Source organism: Streptomyces sp. NPDC102258, assembly GCF_055584685.1.
Window position 1 is genome coordinate 152189 of the sequence record NZ_JBVJLO010000018.1, and the last position, 21103, is coordinate 173291.

Here is a 21103-nt window from a genome sequence, read left to right on the forward strand (position 1 = left end):
GGGCACGCCGCGCAAGGAATAGCAGGAATACTCCCCTCCGCGCGTCCCACAGTACCGGCGGAGGGGGGCAAAGGTAAAGGGCAGACCAAGAAGCGGTCAGCTGCCGGTCATGGGACTTCAGCCGCGGGGCGCCCTCCGAGCCCGCGCCACCCGCTCCAGCGCCTGTGCCAGGACCAGGCTGCCCGGCGGGTGCAGGTCCGGCTCGAAGGTCCAGGCGTGCCCCACCCAGGGGTCGGCGAGGTGGTGGTCCGGCACCGGCGACAGCCGCATCAGCGAGCGCCACAGCGGATCCAGCAGCGGCCCGTACGCGGAGGCCTCGTCGCGGTCCGCGACCATCAGCAGGTGCACGCCGACGGCGGGCCCCTCGTCGGCCAGGTAGCGCAGACGGGTGACGGCCCGGTCGTCGAAACCGTGCGGGAAGTCGTGCACGACCAGCAGCTGCTCGGCCCGGTCCACGTCCGGCGGCAGGTCCTCCGGAGCCCCGGCGCGCAGCGCCATCTGTACGAGGTCCACGCGCCGGGTCAGCAGCTCCAGGACCCGGGTGACCCCGTCGGCGCCGGCGGCGGGCGCGGAGGCGAGCACTCCGGCGCGCACCAGCGGGGCCAGGGAGGCGGCCGCGGCCCCGGCCGCGTCGATGACGTGGACGGAGAACCGGCCGGCGGGGTGGACCGCCAGCAGCCGCGCCGCGTGGGCGACGGCCATGTCCATGGCCAGGCGGCGCAGCCGGTCGGTGTCCATGGTCATGGCCGCTTCCGAGCCGGTGCGGCCGTTGTCGATCCACAGGCCGCGCTCCAGCGGGAGCCGCATCAGCATCGGGATCCGCAGCCCGGGCCGCTCGGGCAGGCTCAGATCGCCGAGGCGCAGGGCGAGGGGGCCCTCGTCGGGGACGGCGTGCGCCTGCCAGACGGGATCGGACCAGCGGGCGTACGCGGCCGGGAGCGCCGGCTCGACCACCTCGGCCTCGGCGGTCAGCTGGGCCAGGTCCCGGTCGAGGACGGCCCGGGCCTGGGCGACCAGGTCGTCGCGGCGGGCCCGGGCGACGCTGCGGGCGGCGTCGCCGGAGCCGCCGAGCCGGTGGCGTGGGTCGGCCAGCGCCTCGTCGAGCTCACGGTCCAGCCGGGAGTCGGCGAAGTCGACGGCGCCGCGGTAGGCGGCGACGGTCCGGGCCAGGTCCTCGAACATGCCCCAGACCTGGTTGTAGAGCCGCTCGTCCATGGACCAGCCGCTCGCGTCCCCGGCGACCGGGCGCGGGGCCTGTCCCGGGGCGTCGGCGGGCGCGGGCCGGGGCGCCGGTTCGGGCGCCTCGGCGGTGGTGCGGCGGCGGCGCGGGTGGGCGTAGTCGATGGTGGGCGGCCCCCCGGCGGCGGCTCCCGCCCCGACTCCCGCTCCGGCCCCTCCCCCGACGGTGTCCGCCGCCGCGGGGCCCGTGGCCGGGCCGGGGGCGCCCGCGTACGGGGCCCCGGGGACCGGCAGCGGGTCCGGCGGCCCGGGGGCCGGTGCGGTGGGGCCTGCGAGCCCGTCCGGCGCCGGGTCCCGGGGGGCGCGCGGTCCGCGCGGTACGGTCGGCGTCCCGCCGGTCGGCAGGGCGGCCAGGGTGACGTCCCCGGAGGCGACCGTCCCCAGCGCGGCGGCGGTCAGCTCCGCGGCGGCCGGTCCGGCCAGGCCGGCGTCGGCCAGCAGCGCGCCGAGGCCGCCCGCGTAGCCCTGACCCACGGCCCGGACCTTCCAGGCGCCCTGGCGCCGGTACAGCTCCAGGGCCACGACGGCGCGCTCGGAGTCCAGGCCGGTGACGGTGTACCCGGCGAGCTCGGCGCCCTCCGGTTCGGCCACGGCCACGTGCGGGGCGGCGACCGCGCCGAAGCGCGCCGGTCCGCCCGGCGGCAGCACCAGCAGGATCCGCACCAGGTGCGCGGCGGCCCCGACGGCGTCGAGATCGACGGTGAACCGGTGCCGGGCGCCGGCCCGGTCCGGTACCTCCAGGCCCGGCAGGGCCCGGGCACCGGGGTGGGCCAGGGCCCGGGGACCGGCGAGCCGGCCCCCCTCGTCCGCGGTGGAGGCCAGGGCCAGCAGGGCCGAGCCCGCCGAGACCCTGATCTCCACCCGGTTGCGGGACAGGGGGTGGTTCTGCCCCCGGACCAGTTCGGCCGTCATCGTGCAGCCCTCCCCCGTGCCTTCTTCTCTTGTTCCGTACCGCCGCGGTCGCTTACAGGTGCGGCAGGATCGCCGGCATGAGGTCCTGGAAGGTCCGGCCGTTGGCCGGGTTGCCGAGGGCCGTCATCTGCCAGCCGGTGCCGACCCGGGACACCTTCGCCATGATCTGGGCGGTGTACTGGCCGCCGCCGTCGAGCGTGTACCGGGCCAGCTCCTGGCCGTTGGTCTCGTCCACGATGCGGCAGAAGGCGTTCTGCACTTCCTGGAAGGTCTGGCCGGTGAACGAGTTCACCGTGAAGACGATCTGGTCGATGTGCACCGGCACGCGCTGGAGGTCCACGAGGATGGCCTCGTCGTCCCCGCCCTGGCCGACGCCGCCGACGAGGTTGTCCCCGGTGTGCCGGACCGAGCCGTCGTCGCTCTGCAGGTGCCGGAAGAACACCACGTCCACCGGCTGCTTGTCGGCGAAGAGCACCGCCGACGCGTCCAGGTCGATCTCCCGGGTCCGCGAGCCGAACAGCCCGCGGCGCTTGGCCGCCTGCCAGCCGAGGCCCATCCGGACCGCGGTCAGCGTGCCCCCGTCCGTCTTCTGCAGACTGATGGCCTGACCCTTGGTCATGTTGACCGTCACGCGCTGTCCCCTCTCCCTAGCCCGCCCCGTATACGGGCGCGCAGCGTGTAACCGTGGCTGAGCCCAACCCTACTGACCGCCCCCGGGTCAGGCGAGACCCGCTTCCTTCATCTGCCGCAGCTCCTTCTTCAGCTCGCTCACCTCGTCGCGGATCCGGGCCGCGACCTCGAACTGGAGCTCGGCCGCCGCGCCCCGCATCCGTTCGGTCATCTGCTCGATCAGCGCGGTCAGTTCCGCGGCCGGCCGGTCCGTGAGCACCTCGGTGGCCTTGGCGCCCTTGGCTCCCTTGCCCTTGCCGCCCTTCGTCGCGGCGGCGGCCGGGGCCGCGTGGCCGCCGAGGGCCGGGACCGGCGTCTTGGCGCCCTTGCCGTCCTTGGCCTGCCGGTAGCCGGTGCCGAGCAGCTGCTCGGTGTCCAGCTCCTCGCGGGCGATGGTGGCGACGATGTCGTTGATCTTCTTGCGCAGCGGCTGCGGGTCGATGCCGTTGGCCGTGTTGTAGGCGATCTGCTTCTCGCGGCGCCGGTTGGTCTCGTCGATGGCCTTCTCCATCGCCGGGGTCATCCGGTCCGCGTACATGTGGACCTGGCCGGAGACGTTGCGCGCGGCGCGGCCGATGGTCTGGATGAGGGAGGTCCCCGAGCGCAGGAACCCCTCCTTGTCGGCGTCGAGGATCGCCACGAGGGAGACCTCGGGCAGGTCGAGGCCCTCGCGCAGCAGGTTGATGCCGACCAGGACGTCGTACTCGCCGGCCCGCAGCTCGCGCAGCAGCTCGATGCGGCGCAGCGTGTCGACGTCGCTGTGCAGGTAGCGGACCTGGATGCCGAGTTCCAGGAAGTAGTCGGTGAGGTCCTCGGCCATCTTCTTGGTGAGGGTGGTGACCAGGACCCGCTCGTTCTTCTCCACCCGGCCGCGGATCTCGTGGACGAGGTCGTCGATCTGGCCCTCGGTGGGCTTGACCACGACCTCCGGGTCGATGAGGCCCGTGGGGCGGATGATCTGCTCGACGAAGCCGTCGCCGCGCGAGAGCTCGTACGCCCCGGGGGTGGCCGACAGGTAGACCGTCTGGCCGATGCGCTCCTGGAACTCCTCCCACTTCAGCGGCCGGTTGTCCAGGGCGGACGGCAGCCGGAAGCCGTGGTCGACCAGGGTCCGCTTGCGCGAGGCGTCGCCCTCGTACATGGCGCCGATCTGGGGCACGGTGACGTGGGACTCGTCGATGACGAGGAGGAAGTCCTCGGGGAAGTAGTCGATGAGGGTGTTGGGCGCGGAGCCGCGCTCGCGGTCGTCCATGTGCAGCGAGTAGTTCTCGATGCCGGAGCAGGAGCCGATCTGGCGCATCATCTCCAGGTCGTAGGTGGTGCGCATGCGCAGCCGCTGGGCCTCCAGCATCTTGCCCTGCTTCTCCAGCTCCGCGAGGCGCCCGGCGAGCTCGGTCTCGATGCCCGCGATGGCCTTCTCCATGCGCTCGGGGCCGGCGACGTAGTGGCTGGCGGGGAAGACGTACAGCTCGCGGTCCTCGCTGATGACCTCACCGGTCAGCGGGTGCAGGGTGGACAGGGCCTCGATCTCGTCACCGAACATCTCGATGCGGACGGCGAGTTCCTCGTAGACCGGGAAGATCTCGATCGTGTCGCCGCGCACCCGGAAGGTGCCGCGGGTGAAGGCCACGTCGTTGCGGGTGTACTGGATGTCCACGAAGCGGCGCAGCAGCTGGTCGCGGTCCATCTCCTCGCCGACCTTGAGGGGGACCATCCGGTCGACGTACTCCTGCGGGGTGCCGAGGCCGTAGATGCAGGACACGGAGGCGACGACGATCACGTCGCGCCGGGTCAGCAGCGAGTTGGTCGCGGAGTGGCGCAGCCGCTCCACCTCCTCGTTGATGGAGGAGTCCTTCTCGATGTAGGTGTCCGACTGCGGAACGTAGGCCTCGGGCTGGTAGTAGTCGTAGTACGAGACGAAGTACTCGACGGCGTTGTTCGGCAGGAGCTCGCGGAACTCGTTCGCCAGCTGGGCGGCGAGGGTCTTGTTCGGCGCCATCACGAGGGTGGGGCGCTGGAGCTTCTCGATCATCCAGGCCGTGGTCGCCGACTTGCCTGTGCCGGTCGCACCGAGCAGTACGACGTCCTTCTCACCTGCACGGATGCGCTTCTCCAGCTCGGCGATGGCCGTCGGCTGGTCACCGCTGGGCTGGTAGGAGCTGACGACCTCGAAAGGCGCCACCGTGCGTTCGATCTTCGATACGGGCCGCATGAGTCAACCGTACGGCCCCCCACTGACAGTCAGCGCGGTCTGGTCCGTTTGTCGTAGTTCGGTGGCGGGGCAGTGATCACCCGCCACATGATCGCCGTGGAACGGCTCTCCGCCGGACGCACGGGGGGTGCGTCGCCGCAACGTCTGTCGCTCCGCATCCGTTGGTGGCAGAGCAGGGCTCACGACCCGAGGAGATCGCACATGCATGTCGTCCGACCCGCCGCCGCGGCAGCCACCGCCTTCCTGGGCCTCGCCCTCGGCCTGCTGGGCACGGCGGCCGCGTCCGCCGCGCCCGCCGCCCCCGCCTCCGGGGCCGGCTCTCCCGCCGCACCCGCCGCCGGGGCCGGGGCCGGGCAGAAGCGGCTCCTGGGCCCCGTCGTGTACGCCCACCGGGGGGCATCGGCGTACGCCCCGGAGAACACCATCGAGGCGATCGACCGGGCCATGTGGATGGGCTTCAAGTGGGTCGAGAACGACGTCCAGCGGACCAGCGACGGCGAGCTGGTGGTGGTCCACGACGACTCCCTGGCCCGCACCACCAACGTGGAGCAGGTCTTCCCCGACCGCAAGCCGTGGCTGGTCAAGGACTTCACGGCGGCCGAGATCGCCCGGCTGGACGCGGGCAGCTGGTTCGGGGCGCGGTTCGCGGGCGCCCGGGTGCCGACCCTGCGGGAGTACATGGACCGGGTCCAGGACAACCAGCAGCGGCTGCTGCTGGAGATCAAGAAGCCGGAGCTCTACCCGGGGATCGAGAAGCAGACCCTGAAGCTGCTCGACGAGCTGGGCTGGCTCGACGCGCAGCACGTCTCCGAGCGGCTGGTGGTGCAGAGCTTCAGCGCCGACTCCGTACGGAGGGTGCACCGGCTGCGGCCCGACCTGATCACGGCCTTCCTGGGCACCCCGGCCGTGGCCGAGCTGCCCCGGTACGCCGAGTTCGCCGACCGGATCAACCCCTGGCACACCACGATCACCGCCGACTACGTCAAGGCGGTGCACGGCCTGCGGGGCGCGCACGGGGACGCCATGGAGGTGGACACCTGGATCGTGGACGACGCGGCGACGGCCCGGAAGGTCCGGGAGATGGGCGTGGACGGGATCATCACGAACATGCCGGACGTCGTACGGGAGGCCGTGGGCGGCTTCTGAGCCGGGGCGCGGGGCGGCGGGGCAGGCGGCGCCGGGGCGGCGGGGGCTGTCGGTGGGGCGCCGTACCGTGGAGGCGTGGACAGCACCGAGCGGCCCCGCGGGCCGCACCTCGAATGGACCGTCGTCCCCAGCGACATCGGTCCCCTCCTCCTGGCCGCGACCCCCGAGGGTCTGGTCCGGGTCGAGTTCCACGCCGGGCCGCAGCGGGTCGATCGGATGATCGGCTCGCTCGTCTCCCGGCTCGGCGCCGACGCCCGGCGGCCGGCCCCGGGCGAGGAGGAGCTGCTGGCCGAGCCGATACGCCAGCTCGACGCGTACTTCGCCGGTGCGCTGCGCCGCTTCGAGCTGCCGCTGGACTGGCGGCTCAGCTCCGGCTTCAACCGCCAGGTGCTGCGGGAGCTCGACCGCTCGGTGCCGTACGGATCGGTGGTCGGGTACGGGGAGCTGGCCGCGCGGGCCGGGCAGCCGGGGGCGGCCCAGGCGGTGGGCAACGCCATGGGCTCGAACCCGCTGCCCCTGGTCGTGGCCTGCCACCGGGTGGTGGAGAACGACGGGGGCATCGGCGGCTTCGGGGGCGGGGTGGAGACCAAGCGGATCCTGCTCGCGCTGGAGGGCGTGCTTCCGCAGCCCCTGTTCTGACCGTTCCCGCTGCTCCCGGCGGCGGCCGGGCCGGCCCCCGTCCCGACGGTGCTGACCTGCGCGTTATCCGGCGCGGCGACCCTGTTCCGCCGGGCGGTGAGGGGTGGGACACTTCCGCGGTGACTCCTGCCGCCGCATCCGGCCTCCCCGCGCCCGCCACCGCCCCCGCGCGCCCGCGAGGGGGGTGTCGCCCGTGACCGCCACGGCCGACGCGGGAGGCGCCGCAGAGGTGACCGGCGCGGCCGGCGGGACCGGCGCGCCCGACGGGGCCGCCGCCGCAGACGTGACCGGCGGGGCCGACGTGAGCCGGGCGGCCGCGCCGGTGGGGGGTGTCAGCGCGGCGGACCTGCCCCGGCTGCGACGGCGGATCTCGTGGGTGCTGATCGCCAGCCAGATGATCGGCAGCCTCGGCGTGCCCATCAGCATCGCCCTCGCCCCCGTCCTGGCCACCGAGATCAGCGGCACCGAGGCCCTCTCCGGGCTCGCCTCCACCGCCTCGGTCATCGGCACCGCCCTGCTCTCGCTCCCGCTCGCGGCGCTGATGACCGCCCGCGGCCGCCGCCCCGGTCTGGTCCTCGCCTACGGGATCGGCACGCTCGGCGCCGCCCTCGTCGTCCTGGCCGCCGCCGTCAAGAGCTTCCCGCTGCTCATGCTCGGCATGGCCGCCTTCGGCGCCGCCTCCTCCGCCAACCTCCAGGCCCGCTTCGCCGCCGCCGACCTCGCGGCGCCCGACCGGCGGGCCCGTTCGATCTCGGTGGTCGTCTGGGCCTCCACCCTCGGCGCGGTGCTCGGCCCCAACCTCTCTGCCCCCGCCAGCGCCGGCTTCGCCGGCACCTCCATACCCCAGACGGCGGGGCCCTTCGTCTGGGCCGCCGCCGTCTTCGTCCTCACCGGCACCCTGCTCGCCGTCTTCCTGCGCCCCGACCCGCTGCTGACGGCCCGGGCGCTGGCCGGGGCCGGGGAGCAGTCCCGGCAGAGCCGCTCGCTGCGCGCCGGGTTCAGCGCCGTACGGGCCTCCCCGCGCGCCCGGCTCGCGCTCCTCACCGTCGCCGTGTCCCACACCACCATGGTCTCGATCATGGTGATGACCCCGGTCGACCTCGGCCACCACGGCGCGGGCCTCAAGCTGGTCGGCCTCGTCATCAGCGGCCACATCGCCGGCATGTTCGCCTTCTCCCCCGTCATGGGGTGGCTCGCCGACCGGCTCGGCCGGCTGTCCGTGATCGGCCTCGCGGCCGGGCTGCTGTCGGTCGCCGCGCTGCTCGCCGGCACCGCGCGGGGCAGCCACGCCCAGAGCGCGGCGGGCCTGTTCCTGCTCGGCCTCGGCTGGTCCGCCGGGATGGTGGCCGGCTCGGCGCTGCTCACCGACTCGGTCCCCCAGCCCGCGCGGGCCGCCGTACAGGGCCTGAGCGATCTGACGATGAACGCCTGCGCCGGGATCGGCGGGGCGGCGGCCGGACTGGTCATGGCCCAGGCCGGCTACGGCTGGCTCAACGCGATCGGCGCCGCGCTGCTCCTGCCGATGGCGGCGCTCGCCCTGTTCACCGCCCGGCGGCACCCGGTCCGCGCCGCCGCGCCCCGGAAGGGCGTCAGTAGCTGATGTGGTAGGCCTTGCGGAGCGTCTCGTGCACGGTCCAGGTGGTCCGGTCGCCCTCCCGGAGCACGCAGGCGGAGCCGGGGCCGACCTCCAGGGTCGCGCCGCCCTCGACCTCGATCGTGGCGCGGCCGCGGACCACGACGAACAGCTCGCTGGCCTCCGTATCGGTGACCACGCCCGGGGTGATCTGCCAGATCCCGCGCACCTGCGAGCCGTCCCCGGCCTCCCACAGCACCTTGCCGGTCACCACCGGGGTGCCGGAGACGATCTGCGCGGGGTCGAGGTCCTCGGCCTCCAGCTCGGAGTCGGGGACGTCCGCGACGGACACGGCGAAGGAACCGGCGGCGTGCGTGGGGGCGGTGTGATCACTGGTGCTCATGGCGCGTCAGCCTAATCCGGCCATGCCCGCCCCCGCGGTGACCAGAGCGTCCAGTGGGGACGCGGCCCACCCGTCACTCCGTCGAGGCCGCCCCAGGTCGCGGGGCGGGTGGGTCCGGTTTCGGCCGGAGCCGCGCGGGAGCACGGCGGGCGCGTTTGGGGGCGGGCGTCCGGTGCCATGGATGGGGACATGCCACAGCACAGAGCAGCCGAGGTCCCCGTCCTGTCGCCCGAGGTGCGCGACGCGCTCGCCGCGCGCAGGCCCGTCGTCGCCCTGGAGTCGACGATCATCGCGCACGGGCTGCCGCGTCCCCGCAACCTGGAGACGGCCCTGGAACTGGAGGCCCTGGTCCGGGCGGAGGGCGCGGTCCCGGCCACCGTCGCGGTGGTGGACGGGGTGGCGTACGCGGGCCTCGACAAGGCCCGGCTGGAACGCATCGCGGCCGGCGAGGGCGTCCGCAAGCTCGGCCACCGGGACCTCGCCCCGGCCCTGGCGACGGGCGCGACCGGGGCGACGACGGTGTCCGCGACGGCGCTGCTCGCCGCGCGGGCGGGGCTGCGGGTCTTCGCCACGGGCGGGCTGGGCGGCGTACACCGGGAGTGGACGCGCTCGCAGGACGAGTCGGCGGACCTCGCGGTGCTCGCGCGGACCCGGATCACGGTGGTGTGCGCGGGGGTGAAGTCGATCCTGGACGTGCCGGCCACCCTCCAGCGGCTGGAGACCCTGGGCGTGGGGATCCTCGGCTACCGGACGCGCCGCTTCCCGGGGTTCTACCTCGCCGACTCCGGCGAGCCGGTCGACTGGACGGTGCGGGAGCCGCGGGAGGTGGCGGCGGTGATGGCCGCTCAGGACGCGGTCGGCGGCCCGGACTCGGCGCTCGTGGTGGCCAACCCGGTGGCGGAGGCGGAGCAACTGGATCCGGCCCTGCACGACCGGGTCCTGGCCGAGGCGCTCACCGAGTGCCGCGCGCGCGGGATCACCGGCCAGGCGGTGACGCCGTTCCTGCTGGACCACCTCGTACGGGCGACCGGCGGGGCCTCCCTGGAGGCGAACCTGGCGGCGGTACGCGGCAACGTCCGGCTCGGCGCCCGCATCGCCGGCGCCTGGGCGGCCCGCGCATGAGGGGGCCGCAGGGGACCGGGATACCGGGGGCGCTGGTGGTCGTCGGCGACGTGGTCACGGACGTGGTGGCGGTCCATACGGAACCCCTCGCTCCGGCGACCGACACCGCGGCCAGGATCCGTACGCTGCCCGGCGGCGCGGGGGCCAACGCGGCCTGCTGGGCGGCCCGCTCGGGGACCGCCGAGGTACGTCTCCTCGCCCGGGTGGGCGCGGAATCGGCACGCTGGCACGAGCGGGCCCTGGTCGACGCGGGGGTGCGGCCCCGGCTGGTGGTGGACCCGGTGGAGCCGACCGGGACGGTGGTGGCGCTGGTCGGCAAGGACGCGGAGCGGACCTTCCTCACCGACAGCGGGGCCTCGCTGCGGCTGTGCCCCGCCGACTGGACGCCCGCGCTGCTGGACGGCGCCGCGCACCTGCACCTGTCGGGATACCTCTTCTTCGCTCCGAGCAGCCGGGAGCTGGCCCTCGTGGCGCTGCGGGCGGCCCGGACGCGGGGCGTGCCCGTCAGCGTGGACCCGGCGTCGGCGGGCTTCCTGGCCGTGCTCGGCGCCGAACGCTTCCTGACCGCCGTCGCGGGCGCCGCCGTCCTGCTGCCGAACGAGGACGAGGCCCGGGTCCTGACGGGCCTGCCCGGGCCGGCCGCCGCGGCGGCGGAGCTGAGCCGGCGGGTACCCCTGGTGGTGGTCACCCGGGGCACGGGCGGAGCGCTCGTCGCGGAGGGCGGCCGGGTCACCGCCGAGGTGGCGGCGGAGCCCGCCGAAGCCGTGGACACCACGGGCGCCGGCGACGCGTTCACGGGCGGCTTCCTCGCGGCCCGGCTCTCCGGCGCCGCCCCGCTCGAAGCCGCCGCCGTAGGATGCCACACGGCCGCCGAGGCGGTGTCCCGGCTGGGCGGCCGCCCCTTCAGCCCCGGCTGTCCGCACGCGGAGGGACCGTGAAGTGAACGTGTCCCCCGCCCGTACCCGCGACCGTACCCGCGCCCGCGCCCGTGTCACCCCCGTGGCGGCGGCCCTCGGAGCGGGCGTGGCGACCGGCGCCCTCGGCGCGCTCGCGGGCACCTTCGACGGCCCCGTTCCGCAGGCGGTGGGCGTCGTGTTCTCCGGGGGCTGGTCATGGGCGTGCCTCGCCTTCCTGACCGGCTGTACCCGCCCCACGAAGACCGGGGCGGCCGTGCTGGCCTCCCTGGGTCTGGCGGCCGGTGTGGTGGTCTACTACCTGCTCAAGGCCTCCGGCCTGGTCGTGCCGGGCGCCGTCGGGGACCCGACGTCGGCGATCGTCCGGTGGGGGGTGCTCGCCTTCGTCTTCGGCGCCCCGGTGGGGCTCGCCGGGCACCTCGCGCGCCGGCCCGGCATCGCCGGCCTGCCGTTCCGGCTGCTCGTTCCGCTGATCGCGTACTTCGAGACCTCCATGCGTCTGGAGGTGGAGTCGGCCGCCGCGGGAGCGGGCGTCGCCTTCGCCTGGAGCGCGGTCCGCGTGCTCGCCGTGCTCGCCGCCGTGGCCGCCGCCGTCCGGGCGGTGACCGCCGGGGCCCGTTCCCGCTGAGGTCACGTCCGGCCGGGGCAGCCGCTCCAGGCCGGGTGGCGCGGATCGTCGGCGCGGACCAGGACGTCGGCGGCCGACTCCGGTCCGGTCTCCGTCGCGTAGCGGGCGTAGGCGGGCAGCGTCCAGCGGGCGCTCTCCTCCGTACGCCGGGCCAGCGCCCCCGGGGAGAGGCTGATGTGCACGCTGAGGTCGAAGGGGAACCAGTGCCCCAGCAGCAGCGGCCCGTGCACGATCAGCACCCCGCCCGGCGGGAGTTCGGCGTACGGGCTGCGCGTGGCCCGGTCGGTCACCGGGTCCCACAGGTCGGGCAGCACCCGCCCGCTGCCGCCGGGGTCGGTCGGGCCGAAGACCTCCCGCCACAGCGCGCCGGTGTCGTACCACCCGCCGAGGTACGCGTCCACGTCCTGCCTGCCGAACTCGAACCGCAGCGAGGCCGGCCGCAGGAACCCGTCTGCGGCCACCACCAGCACCGAACGGCCCCGCAGCCGCAGCGCGTCGGCGAGCCGTCCCGCGAGCAGCCCGGTGTCGGCGGCGGGCGCGCCGTCGACACCGACGCGCTGCCAGGGGCCGCCGTCCCGTGCGCGGGTGTCGTCCAGGTGACCGGCGAGCCGCTCGGCCATCCGCTGCCAGGTGATCGCTTCCAGCTTCACCAGCCCATTGTCAGTGGCCGGGCGTAGCTTTTTTCACGAGGGATCACCGGTGCACAGGAGCCGTTGACCCGGCTCTTGGGGAGGGGTCTGTCATGGCTCGGGAGACGACGTATCTGGAGCTGTCGCAGGAGGACGGCGCGGCGCACAAGTTCTACGAGGTGACGGTCGACGGCACCGCCGTCTCGGTGCGCTACGGCCGCATCGGCGCGGCCGGCCAGCTGCAGAGCTCGTCGTTCCCGACGCCGGACAAGGCGCGCGCGGCCGCCGCCAAGAAGATAGGCGAGAAGGTCCGCAAGGGGTACGCGCCGGCGGTCCGGGGCGCCCGCGCGGCCCGCGCGGTGACCCGCCGTCAGGTGACGTCGGCGCCCTCCACGGCGGGGGCGGTCGCGCCCGTGCTGTGGCGCCTGCGCACCGGCTCCGCGGCTTTCGGCATCCACGTGGACGAGGACCGCTGCTGGGTCGGCAACCAGGCGGGTGACGTGTTCACCGTGAGCCACGGCGGTGAGGTACTGGCCCGCTACTCGCTGCCGGACGGGGTGAAGTGCCTGGTGGCGGACGAGTTCTGGATCTACGCCGGCTGTGACGACGGCACGGTCTACGACCTGTCCTCCAAGGTGCCGTTCGGGGCGTACGACATCGCGGCGGACGTGGACATCTTCTGGCTCGACATCCGCGAGGGCGTGCTCCATGTCGCCGACCGCGACGGCGGGCTGACCGTCATCGACCACGAGGACGAGTTCCAGTGGTCGCGCCGCTCGGCGGGCTCCAACGCGTGGATGGTCCGGGCCGACGACCATGCCGTCTACCACGGGCACAGCCAGGGCGTGACGGCGTACGCCCCCGACGGCGGCGGGGAACTGTGGCACACGACGACGGACGGCTCGGTGCTCTTCGGCTGGCAGGAGCGGGACGCCGTGTACGCGGGGACCGGGCGCCACACCGTGCAGCGGCTGTCGAAGGCGACGGGCGCGGTCGAGGCCTCCTACCGGTGCGACGCGGCGGTGTACTCCTGCGCGACCTCCCCGGACGGGCGGCACGTGTTCGCGGGTGACCTCGCCTCGTCGGTGTACTGCTTCGACGCGGCCGGGCGCAGGCTCTGGAAGCTCGGTACGGGCAGCGGGTCGGCCCTGTCGATGCAGTACTTCGACGGGCGGCTCTACCTGGTCACCACGGACGGCTCGCTGGTGTGCGTGGACGCGAGCGAGGCGGCGATCGCGGCGGCCCGGCGGGGTTCGGTGCCCGCCGCGATGGACGTCAAGTCGGCGGCGGCGCTGCCGGTGTTCACCCCGGCGGCCTCGGCCGCCGCGGTGGCGACGGTCCGGTCGGCGGCGGTCCCGGCGGGCAAGGTGGTCGTCGAGTGCGTGCACCAGGGCGGCCGGATGCGGGTGCAGGTGGTGTCGGAGGGCTTCGAAACCTCCTGGAACGTCCAGTTCCCGCGCGGGATACGGGAGCCCGGCGCGCGGTACGTGGTGGACGGGCTGCACCCGGCGTCCGGGGGCTTCTACCGGGTGCGCGGCGAGATACGCCGGCTGGTCTGAGGCCCGCGCACCCCGGGGGCGGCGGCGGGCGCGGTGGCGTGGTGGACGGGGGTCTCCACGGCACGGCGCCCGCCGGGGACGCCTGCCCGTCCGGGGCGGTGACGGGCCGAATTCCCGGGCCGAATTCCCGGGCCGACAAGGTGATATGCGCACCGGGCGGCGGTATCACCACCGCATGAGTCTCGTCGTCTTCGAGTCACAGAAGCAGATCCACTGCGCCGCCTGCCGCCGGGGCCCGCTGCGCCACCTCGTGCGCGAGGCGGGAGTGCCCCGCTGTCTGGACTGTGCCGATCTGGGACACCTCGTGTTCCTGCCGCGCGGGGACGCGGCGCTCACCCGGCGCGCCCGCGAGGCCAGTTCGCTGTCCGCCGTCGTCGTGCGCAGGCACCGGGGCCGGCGCCGCTACGAACGGCAGGGGCTGCTGGTCGAGGAGGCCGCCCTGGCCCGGGCCGAGCGGGCCTGCCTGGCGGACGCCGACGCCCGCGCCCGCCGCCGGGAGCGCGACCGGCTGCGCCGGGCCGCCGAGGACGTGCGGTTCACCGCCGCGTTCGCCGCCGAGATCCTGCGGCTGTTCCCCGGGTGCCCGCCGGAGCGCGCGCGGGCCATCGCGGCGCACGCCTCGGTGCGCGGCAGCGGCCGGGTCGGCCGCACCGCCGCGGGCCGGGCCCTGGACGAGCAGGCGGTGTCGGTGGCGGTCCGGGCGGCCGTGCGGCACACCGACACCGAATACGACGCCCTGCTGATGGCGGGCGTCCCGCGCTTCACCGCCCGGGCCCGGCTGGCGGCGCGGATCGACGCGGTGCTGGACGGCTGGCGGGCGGCGTCGTGAGCGCCGCCCCGCCCGGGCGGTCAGTTGTGGCGGAAGCGCCGGTAGAGGAAGGCTCCGCCGAGGAGCAGCGCGCCGCTGCCGGGCAGCAGGTAGCCCAGGCCGTCGGAGCCGGTGTGGGCCAGCGCCGCCGACTCGCGCGGCGGGACCACCGGGGCGGGCGGCACGCTCGGGGTGAGGGGCAGCTCGGTGACCGGCGGCTGCGGGGGCTTGCCGACGGTGGGGGTCTCGCCGTTGACGGAGGTGTTGCCGTGGGAGGCGTTGCCGACGCCGACGACGCTCACCGCGTTGCCGCTGAGGTTGAGCGGCAGGTCGACGGGGAGCTGGAGGCCGTTGCCGGAGAGCAGCCCCGGCGAATCCTTTCCGCTCCCATGCGCCACGGCTCCTCCCCCGTTGCCCGACCCGCCGGGCGCCCCCCGTTTCGAGGAGTGCGCGGACCCGGAGGGATGTGAGGGCCGCGGCCCGGGATTCCCCCTGCCGCCCGCCCCGTTGGCACAGCTGTTGCCGCTCGCCGGGTTGAGCACCCCGACGACGCTGACGGTGTTCCCGCAGGCGTTCACGGGGGCGTGGACGGGCAGTTGCAGCAGGTTGCCCGAGAGGAGCCCGGGCGAGCGCTGGGCCTGCCCGGCCGCGTCCGCGTCGGCGTGGGCGAGGCCGCCCACGCCCGCGACCGCCAGGCCACCGCCCGCGACCATCGCCGCGATCAAGCCATTCCGACGACTGTGACGCATCAGTTTTCCTGCCTTCCGGAGGGTTCGCGGGCGTCCCGCCCACACCGGAGACAACGCCCTAGACCCATTCGGGTTATAGAGCCGGTAGGCATTTCACTCCATCGTGTACTGGGTACTGCCTACTTCATGACAGAACGACCGCTCCTGCTGCTCGATGTGGACGGCCCCCTCAACCCCTTCCGCGACCCCTTCGCCACCCTGCGCGGGTACACCAGCCACCGGATGCGCCCCGACGTCTGGCTCTCCTACCGCGACCCGGAGTCCCGCCGCGCCCGGCGCGGGGTCCGGGTCCGGCTCCATCCCTCCCACGGGGCACGGCTGCTGGCCCTGCCGTTCGAACTCGCCTGGGCCACCGCGTGGACGCACCAGGCCAACACCCTGATCGCCCCGCACATCGGGCTGCCCGCCGACCTGCCCGTCATCGACTGGCCGGAACTGTTCGCCCACGACCCCGACGGCCTGTTCTGGAAGACCCGCCCCCTGCTCGACTGGGCGGCCGGCCGGCCCTTCGCCTGGGTCGACGACATGATCACCCCGCAGGACCAGGCCTGGGTGGCCGCCCACCATCCCGCGCCGGCCCTCCTCCTGCGCGTCCACCCCCGGTACGGCCTGCGCGAGCGCGACTTCGACGCCCTCTCCGTATGGGCGGCCGGGGTCAGCGCAGCGCGGTGAGCGGATCCGGGGAGGCGGAGGCGGCGGTGGGCCACCAGTCCTCGGTGCCGGGGCGGGACTCGTAGGCGTACCAGAGGCCCTCGCGGCTCAGGCGGAGCTGCCGGGTCCGGGCGGTGAGGCGGTTGCGCTCGGGACGGAAGGAGCCCTGACCGGCGGCGAGCAGCGCCGGGCGGGCCCGGTCGAAGGGGCCGGCCGGCGGGTCCCAGGGCTCGTCGAGGACGGTGAGGGCGGGCAGGCCGCCCTGCCGCCAGGCCGCGGCGGCCCGGGCCAGGTCGGTGGTGGTACGGCCGGTGGCCCGGGCCAGGTCCCGGTACAGGGCGCGGGCGGCGCCGGTGAGGCCCGCGGTGGGGTGCGCGGAGGCCAGCCGTACGGCGTCCTGCCACAGGGTGAGCCCCCCGGTCGGGTCGGCCCCGGTGGTGAGCAGGGCCAGAGCGCGGGCCGCGGCGTCGGTGGCGAGCTGATCCAGGGCCAGCGGGTCGGGAGCCTCCGGGTCGGCGGGGCAGGCGGGCGGCAGCCCGGTGGCGGCGGGCACGGCGGGCGGCGCCGGCAGCGGCGGCAGCACGGTGCGGGCCGCCGCCGCGCGGGCCGGGACGCCGGGGAAGTCGGTTGCGGAGCCGGGCTGTTCGCGGGCGGCGTGGGCGGCGTTGCGCCGGCCCAGCTCCTCCAGCAGCTCCCGCTCGCCCCGGCCCCGCAGGAGCAGCAGCACGAAGGGGTCCGCGTCGAGCAGCCGGGCGGCCCGGTAGCAGAGGGCGGCGGCGTGCTTGCAGGGCGGCCGCGCCACGTCGGGGCAGGAGCAGCGCGCGACGAGCTCGCCCGCGCCCGGCAGCACCGTCCGCGCCAGGGACCGGGGGACCTCCCGCTCCAGCAGCGCTCCCAGAGCCGCGGGGTCCGCCGCGACCGCCTCCAGCAGTTCGGCCCACGCCACGTCGGTGAAGGCGCCCAGCGACAGCTCGGTGCGGTACGGGCGGGCGCGGCTGCCCCGCACGTACGCGACGATCCGGCCGGGGGTGACGGTGACGGCGTCGACGTGCCCCTCGGCGGCGTACGCACGGCCCCGGGCGAGCCGGGCCGTGTCCTGCGCGCGCGCCTCCAGGGCCGCCACCCAGGCCCGCCCCCACCACGTCGCCGCCTCCGCGCCCGCGGGCACGGTCTCGAAGGTGCGGCGGCGGTCGTCCCGTGCGGTGATCACGCCGGCCTGCGCAGGGAGACGAGGTCGGCCAGCTCACGGTCGGTGAGCTCGGTCAGCGCGGATTCGCCGGAGCCGAGGACGGCGTCGGCGAGGGCGCGCTTGGCTTCGAGCATGTCGGCGATGCGGTCCTCGACGGTGCCCTCGGTGATGATGCGGTGCACCTGGACGGGCTGGGTCTGGCCGATCCGGTAGGCGCGGTCGGTGGCCTGTTCCTCGACGGCCGGGTTCCACCAGCGGTCGTAGTGGACGACGTGCCCGGCCCGGGTCAGGTTCAGGCCCGTCCCGGCGGCCTTCAGGGACAGCAGGAAGACGGGGACCTCGCCGGACTGGAAGCGGTCGACGAGCTCCTCGCGGCGCGGCACCGGGGTCCCGCCGTGCAGGAGCTGGGTGGCGATCCCCCGCGCGGCGAGGTGCCGCTCCAGGAGCCGCGCCATGGTCACGTACTGGGTGAAGACGAGCACCGAGCCGCCCTCGGCGAGGATCGTGTCGAGCAGCTCGTCGAGGAGGGCCAGCTTGCCCGAGCGGTGCGGGATGCGGGGCGGATCCTCCTTCAGGTACTGGGCGGGGTGGTTGCAGATCTGCTTGAGCGAGGCCAGCAATTTCATGATCATGCCGCGCCGTTCGATGCCCTCGCTCGACTCGATCACCGCCATCGCCTCCTCCACCGCCGCCTGGTACAGCGAGACCTGCTCCCGGGTCAGCGACACCGGATGGTCCGTCTCGGTCTTGGGCGGCAGCTCGGGGGCGATCCCCGGGTCGGACTTCTTGCGGCGCAGCAGGAACGGCCGCACCAGCGCCGCCAGCCGGGCGACGGCCGCCTCGTTTCCGCCGTCCTCCTCCTGCTGGTGCTCGACCGGGCGGGCGTGCCGGGCCCGGAAGGTGGTCAGCGGCCCCAGCAGGCCCGGCGTCGTCCAGTCCAGGAGCGCCCACAGCTCAGAGAGGTTGTTCTCGACCGGGGTCCCGGTGAGCGCCACCCGGGCCGGAGCCGGGATCGTGCGCAGCGCGCGGGCCGTCGCCGAGTGGGGGTTCTTCACGTGCTGGGCCTCGTCCGCGACGACCATGCCCCAGGAGACGGCGGCCAGTTCGGCCGCCGCCGTACGCATCGTGCCGTACGTGGTGAGCACGAAGCCCCCGGCGAGGCCCGCCAGGCTGCGGCCCGAGCCGTGGAAGCGGCGCACCGGCGTACCCGGCGCGAACCGCTCGATCTCCCGCTGCCAGTTCCCCAGCAGCGACGCCGGACACACCACCAGCGTCGGCTCCGCCCGGTCCCGGTGCAGGTGCAGCGCGATCAGCGTGACCGTCTTGCCCAGGCCCATGTCGTCGGCGAGACAGCCGCCGAGCCCCAGCGAGGTCATCAGGTCCAGCCAGGCCAGCCCCCGCAGCTGGTAGTCCCGCAGCGTCGCCTTCAGCGCGGCGGGCGCGGCCACCGGCGCCAGCTCCCCCGTGAGCCGCTCGCGCAGCGCCGCGAGGGCCCCCACGGGCACCACGGGCACGCTCTCCCCGTCGGCCTCGGCCGTCCCGGTCAGTACGGCGGCCAGCGCGTCCACCGGATCCAGCAGCCCGAGCTCCCGTTTGCGCGCCTTGCGCACCAGGGCCGGATCGACCCGGACCCACTGGTCGCGCAGCCGCACCACCGGCCGGTGCGCCTGGGCCAGCGCGTCCATCTCGCCGGGGGTGAGCCGGTCCCCGCCGAGGGCCAATTCCCAGGAGAAGGCGAAGAGCGTGGCCGCGTCGAAGAAGGCGGTGCCGTCGGTGGCGGAGCCGGGCGCGGTGGGGCGTACGACGGCGGTCGCGGAGAGGGTACGGGCCAGCTCGCGCGGCCAGTGGACGGCGACCCCGGCCGCCGCGAGGCGGGGCGCGAAGGCGCCGAGGAGGTCTTCGAGCTCCGGGTCGGACAGGGCCAGCGCGTCGGGGACGGGCTGGTCGAGCAGGCGCAGCAGCGGCGGCCAGACCCGGGCGGCCCGGCGCAGCGCGAGGACGGCGTCGATCCGGGCGCGCGGCCCGAACCCGGCGGCGGCGGTCCCGGCCCACAGCGCCTCGGCGTCCGTCACCAGCGTCGGGTCGGCCAGGCTGTGCACTTGGACCACGGCGGCACCGGCGCGGCGCACGTCCTGCGGCTCGGCCTCGTCGAACAGGCGGAACGAGGACAGGTCGAGCCGCAGCGAGACCCCCACCCCGGCATCGGCGCCGGCCGCGACCTGGGCGGCCCACTCCCGCATCCCGGGCACCCGCTGCGGCTCCCGCGCGGCGAAGGCCCGCCCGGCGGCGAAGGGCGCGGCCGGGGTGCGGGGCAGGGTGTCGGCGACGGCGTCGAGGAACGCCCGGACCAGCGCCTCCGGTTCGGGCAGCGTCAGCGGGCGGCGGCCGGCGAGCGGGGTGGCGTACCCCTCGTACGGCAGGGCGGCGGCGACGGCGCGCAGGTACGCGACGTCCTCGGCGTCCAGCGGCCCGGCACGCCAGGCGTCGATCCCCTCGGGGGTGACGCCCGGCAGCAGGCGGCCGCGCGCCACGAGGTGTAGGGCGAACCGGGCGGCGGCGCCCCAGGCCCGGCTCGCCGGGTGGCAGGCGGGACCGTCGGGGGCCCGGGCGAGCACCGGCAGGGCCTCCGTGACGGACAGGGTGACGGCGGGCACGGTACGGGTACGCACCCCGTCGCCATGCGGCCGCACCACCCGCAGCGGCCCCTCGGCCCCGCCCCCGGGCAGCGGCTCGCCCTCGGGACACCAAAAGGCCACCCGGCCCTCCCGGGGGACCGCGGCGGGCAGGAACACGGCGGCCCGGCGGAGCAACGGCGACGGCGACGGCGGTTGCTGTCGCGTCAGCGCCCGTACCGGCGGCCGGCCCGGCTGGTCTCCCTGCCCGTACCGCTGCGGCGAGGTCATGGCGCTCCCCCTCCCTCCCTGCTCCCCGGCTCCGCCCGGTCATGGCGGATCCACTGCCGCCGAGTCTAGGCGGCCCCACTGACGCCCACCTCTGACCTGCGAGAACACCGACAGGGCGGCGGGGGGAGCCGGTCCGGCGGGGCCGGTGGCACCATGGACAGGAGGCGATGCCCATGCGTACGGGAAACGAGCCGGTGAACGCCCGCAGTCCGCTGCGGCTGCGGTTCTGGCTGAGTCTGTGGGGGATGATCTGGGGCGCCGCCGGGGCGGCCGCGTTCGCCCTGGCCGGCCGGCCAGGCTGGGCGGCCGCCTGCGCGGCCCTCGTGGTGCTGGCCGGGATCGATCTGGCCGTGGTGGTCCGGCACATGCGCCAGGGCCCGCACTACCAGCCCGGCCGCGACGTCCCCCCGTACGAACCGCCCCGCCGGAGCGGCTGACCCGGCGGACCGGCCCTCGGAGCGGTGCCGGTCAGCCCTCGGAGCGGTACGGTCAATCCTCGAAGCGGGCCGCAGCCAGGTACTCGGGCTGCGGATCGAGGGCGGCGGCGAGCCGGAAGTGGCGCCGGGCCCGATCGGGCCGCCCGGAACGCTCGTGGGTACGGGCCAGCGCGAAGTGAGCGAACGCGTTGTCCGGCTCCCGCTCCAGCACCAACCCGAATTCCAGCTCCGCCGAACGCAGCTGGGCCGACGCGAAGAAGGCACGGGCGCGCAGCAGCCGGGCCGCGGTGTTCTCGGGGTGGGCGGCTATCACCGAGTCGAGGAGCCGCAGCGCGCCGCGCGGGTCACGGGCGGCGAGCAGCTGCTCGGCGGCCCGGTAGTCGATGACGTGCGTCTCGGGACTGGCGCCGGCCCCCGAAGGCCATGCCCCGGACGGCCCCGGGGCCGACGACGGCTCTGGCTGCTGCTCGGGCTGCGGCGGGGGCGTGGTGTCGGACACGGTCTCTTTCCTTCCCTCTACGGGCGCGTTCAACGCACCCGGCCGCCGCCGCTATTCCGCCGCCGAGGCCGTCGCTCACCACGGCCCGGCGCCACCACCCGGCCTGCACCGGCCGCCCCCACCACACACCCCGCCGCTAGGGCCTGTGTGATGTCGTGATCAACTGTTGGGTTCCGCTCTCTTCGCGGGGTGGAATCCGGTAGGACTGGGGTTGTGACACGC

At 75.3% G+C, this 21103-nt stretch carries 19 protein-coding genes; 10 read left to right on the forward strand and 9 right to left on the reverse strand.

The features are described 5' to 3' along the window. Positions 1-117: 117 nt before the first annotated feature. The 3 genes from ACZ6ZT_RS26880 to uvrB all read right to left on the reverse strand — a co-directional run bounded on the left by ACZ6ZT_RS26880 (position 118) and on the right by uvrB (position 5032). Positions 118-2151, reverse strand: a complete 2034-nt coding sequence (locus ACZ6ZT_RS26880; RefSeq protein ID WP_469722508.1) for a TerD family protein — start codon at positions 2149-2151, stop codon at positions 118-120. A 52-nt stretch (positions 2152-2203) separates the two neighbouring features. Next, positions 2204-2782: a TerD family protein gene (locus ACZ6ZT_RS26885; RefSeq protein ID WP_469722510.1), complete on the reverse strand. Its 579-nt coding sequence runs from the start codon at positions 2780-2782 to the stop codon at positions 2204-2206. Between the two features lie 87 nt (positions 2783-2869). Beyond that, positions 2870-5032: an excinuclease ABC subunit UvrB gene (gene uvrB / locus ACZ6ZT_RS26890; RefSeq protein ID WP_469722512.1), complete on the reverse strand. Its 2163-nt coding sequence runs from the start codon at positions 5030-5032 to the stop codon at positions 2870-2872. A 201-nt stretch (positions 5033-5233) separates the two neighbouring features. Here uvrB and ACZ6ZT_RS26895 point away from each other — a divergent pair, with 201 nt between their 5' ends. The 3 genes from ACZ6ZT_RS26895 to ACZ6ZT_RS26905 all read left to right on the forward strand — a co-directional run bounded on the left by ACZ6ZT_RS26895 (position 5234) and on the right by ACZ6ZT_RS26905 (position 8417). Further along, the gene (locus ACZ6ZT_RS26895; RefSeq protein WP_469722513.1) at positions 5234-6178 is read left to right on the forward strand and encodes a glycerophosphodiester phosphodiesterase; all 945 of its coding nucleotides are present in this window, start codon (positions 5234-5236) and stop codon (positions 6176-6178) included. A gap of 75 nt (positions 6179-6253) precedes the next feature. Then, the gene (locus tag ACZ6ZT_RS26900; RefSeq protein ID WP_469722514.1) at positions 6254-6817 is read left to right on the forward strand and encodes a methylated-DNA--[protein]-cysteine S-methyltransferase; all 564 of its coding nucleotides are present in this window, start codon (positions 6254-6256) and stop codon (positions 6815-6817) included. 184 nt (positions 6818-7001) lie between these two features. After that, entirely contained in the window at positions 7002-8417 is a 1416-nt protein-coding gene (locus tag ACZ6ZT_RS26905) for an MFS transporter (protein ID WP_469722515.1), read from the forward strand. Here ACZ6ZT_RS26905 and ACZ6ZT_RS26910 read toward each other — a convergent pair. Continuing rightward, entirely contained in the window at positions 8407-8793 is a 387-nt protein-coding gene (locus ACZ6ZT_RS26910) for a cupin domain-containing protein (protein WP_469722516.1), read from the reverse strand. The genes ACZ6ZT_RS26905 and ACZ6ZT_RS26910 overlap by 11 nt on opposite strands. 189 nt (positions 8794-8982) lie before the next feature. Here ACZ6ZT_RS26910 and ACZ6ZT_RS26915 point away from each other — a divergent pair, with 189 nt between their 5' ends. From ACZ6ZT_RS26915 to ACZ6ZT_RS26925, 3 genes are read left to right on the forward strand one after another with little or no spacing between them, the layout of a single operon-like run. Next, positions 8983-9915, forward strand: a complete 933-nt coding sequence (locus ACZ6ZT_RS26915) for a pseudouridine-5'-phosphate glycosidase (RefSeq protein ID WP_469722517.1) — start codon at positions 8983-8985, stop codon at positions 9913-9915. Then, the gene (locus ACZ6ZT_RS26920; protein ID WP_469722518.1) at positions 9912-10853 is read left to right on the forward strand and encodes a carbohydrate kinase family protein; all 942 of its coding nucleotides are present in this window, start codon (positions 9912-9914) and stop codon (positions 10851-10853) included. The genes ACZ6ZT_RS26915 and ACZ6ZT_RS26920 overlap by 4 nt, the downstream gene beginning before the upstream one ends. Position 10854: 1 nt before the next feature. Continuing rightward, on the forward strand, positions 10855-11457 hold the full coding sequence (locus ACZ6ZT_RS26925) for a hypothetical protein (RefSeq protein ID WP_469722519.1): 603 nt from the start codon (positions 10855-10857) through the stop codon (positions 11455-11457). A gap of 2 nt (positions 11458-11459) precedes the next feature. On the opposite strand, the gene ACZ6ZT_RS26930 is transcribed toward ACZ6ZT_RS26925, so the two are convergent. Continuing rightward, positions 11460-12107: a nucleoside/nucleotide kinase family protein gene (locus ACZ6ZT_RS26930; RefSeq protein ID WP_469722520.1), complete on the reverse strand. Its 648-nt coding sequence runs from the start codon at positions 12105-12107 to the stop codon at positions 11460-11462. A 92-nt stretch (positions 12108-12199) separates the two neighbouring features. Here ACZ6ZT_RS26930 and ACZ6ZT_RS26935 point away from each other — a divergent pair, with 92 nt between their 5' ends. Next, positions 12200-13645: a WGR domain-containing protein gene (locus tag ACZ6ZT_RS26935; protein WP_469722521.1), complete on the forward strand. Its 1446-nt coding sequence runs from the start codon at positions 12200-12202 to the stop codon at positions 13643-13645. Positions 13646-13820: 175 nt separating this feature from the next. Beyond that, the gene (locus ACZ6ZT_RS26940) at positions 13821-14474 is read left to right on the forward strand and encodes a DUF2293 domain-containing protein (protein ID WP_469722522.1); all 654 of its coding nucleotides are present in this window, start codon (positions 13821-13823) and stop codon (positions 14472-14474) included. Positions 14475-14494: 20 nt separating this feature from the next. Here ACZ6ZT_RS26940 and ACZ6ZT_RS26945 read toward each other — a convergent pair whose 3' ends face one another. Further along, positions 14495-15202, reverse strand: a complete 708-nt coding sequence (locus ACZ6ZT_RS26945) for a chaplin (RefSeq protein ID WP_469722524.1) — start codon at positions 15200-15202, stop codon at positions 14495-14497. A 126-nt stretch (positions 15203-15328) separates the two neighbouring features. Here ACZ6ZT_RS26945 and ACZ6ZT_RS26950 point away from each other — a divergent pair, with 126 nt between their 5' ends. Continuing rightward, entirely contained in the window at positions 15329-15874 is a 546-nt protein-coding gene (locus tag ACZ6ZT_RS26950) for a hypothetical protein (RefSeq protein ID WP_469722525.1), read from the forward strand. On the opposite strand, the gene ACZ6ZT_RS26955 is transcribed toward ACZ6ZT_RS26950, so the two are convergent. Both ACZ6ZT_RS26955 and ACZ6ZT_RS26960 read right to left on the reverse strand, forming a co-directional pair. Then, positions 15858-17063, reverse strand: a complete 1206-nt coding sequence (locus ACZ6ZT_RS26955) for an SWIM zinc finger family protein (protein ID WP_469722526.1) — start codon at positions 17061-17063, stop codon at positions 15858-15860. The genes ACZ6ZT_RS26950 and ACZ6ZT_RS26955 overlap by 17 nt on opposite strands. Further along, on the reverse strand, positions 17060-19885 hold the full coding sequence (locus ACZ6ZT_RS26960; protein ID WP_469722541.1) for a DEAD/DEAH box helicase: 2826 nt from the start codon (positions 19883-19885) through the stop codon (positions 17060-17062). The genes ACZ6ZT_RS26955 and ACZ6ZT_RS26960 overlap by 4 nt, the downstream gene beginning before the upstream one ends. 233 nt (positions 19886-20118) lie before the next feature. Between ACZ6ZT_RS26960 and ACZ6ZT_RS26965 the strand changes: the two genes are divergently transcribed. After that, the gene (locus ACZ6ZT_RS26965) at positions 20119-20382 is read left to right on the forward strand and encodes a DUF6343 family protein (protein WP_469722527.1); all 264 of its coding nucleotides are present in this window, start codon (positions 20119-20121) and stop codon (positions 20380-20382) included. Positions 20383-20434: 52 nt separating this feature from the next. On the opposite strand, the gene ACZ6ZT_RS26970 is transcribed toward ACZ6ZT_RS26965, so the two are convergent. Further along, on the reverse strand, positions 20435-20767 hold the full coding sequence (locus ACZ6ZT_RS26970) for a tetratricopeptide repeat protein (RefSeq protein WP_469722542.1): 333 nt from the start codon (positions 20765-20767) through the stop codon (positions 20435-20437). Positions 20768-21103 lie beyond the last annotated feature (336 nt).

What these genes read in the sequence shown, in the direction of transcription:
- ACZ6ZT_RS26880 (WP_469722508.1), bottom strand. Translation starts at nt 2,151, where the DNA reads ATGACGGCCGAACTGGTCCGGGGGCAGAACCACCCCCTGTCCCGCAAC.
- uvrB (WP_469722512.1), bottom strand. Translation starts at nt 5,032, where the DNA reads ATGCGGCCCGTATCGAAGATCGAACGCACGGTGGCGCCTTTCGAGGTC.
- ACZ6ZT_RS26895 (WP_469722513.1), top strand. Translation starts at nt 5,234, where the DNA reads ATGCATGTCGTCCGACCCGCCGCCGCGGCAGCCACCGCCTTCCTGGGC.
- ACZ6ZT_RS26910 (WP_469722516.1), bottom strand. Translation starts at nt 8,793, where the DNA reads ATGAGCACCAGTGATCACACCGCCCCCACGCACGCCGCCGGTTCCTTC.
- ACZ6ZT_RS26915 (WP_469722517.1), top strand. Translation starts at nt 8,983, where the DNA reads ATGCCACAGCACAGAGCAGCCGAGGTCCCCGTCCTGTCGCCCGAGGTG.
- ACZ6ZT_RS26920 (WP_469722518.1), top strand. Translation starts at nt 9,912, where the DNA reads ATGAGGGGGCCGCAGGGGACCGGGATACCGGGGGCGCTGGTGGTCGTC.
- ACZ6ZT_RS26935 (WP_469722521.1), top strand. Translation starts at nt 12,200, where the DNA reads ATGGCTCGGGAGACGACGTATCTGGAGCTGTCGCAGGAGGACGGCGCG.
- ACZ6ZT_RS26940 (WP_469722522.1), top strand. Translation starts at nt 13,821, where the DNA reads ATGAGTCTCGTCGTCTTCGAGTCACAGAAGCAGATCCACTGCGCCGCC.
- ACZ6ZT_RS26945 (WP_469722524.1), bottom strand. Translation starts at nt 15,202, where the DNA reads ATGCGTCACAGTCGTCGGAATGGCTTGATCGCGGCGATGGTCGCGGGC.
- ACZ6ZT_RS26950 (WP_469722525.1), top strand. Translation starts at nt 15,329, where the DNA reads ATGACAGAACGACCGCTCCTGCTGCTCGATGTGGACGGCCCCCTCAAC.
- ACZ6ZT_RS26965 (WP_469722527.1), top strand. Translation starts at nt 20,119, where the DNA reads ATGCGTACGGGAAACGAGCCGGTGAACGCCCGCAGTCCGCTGCGGCTG.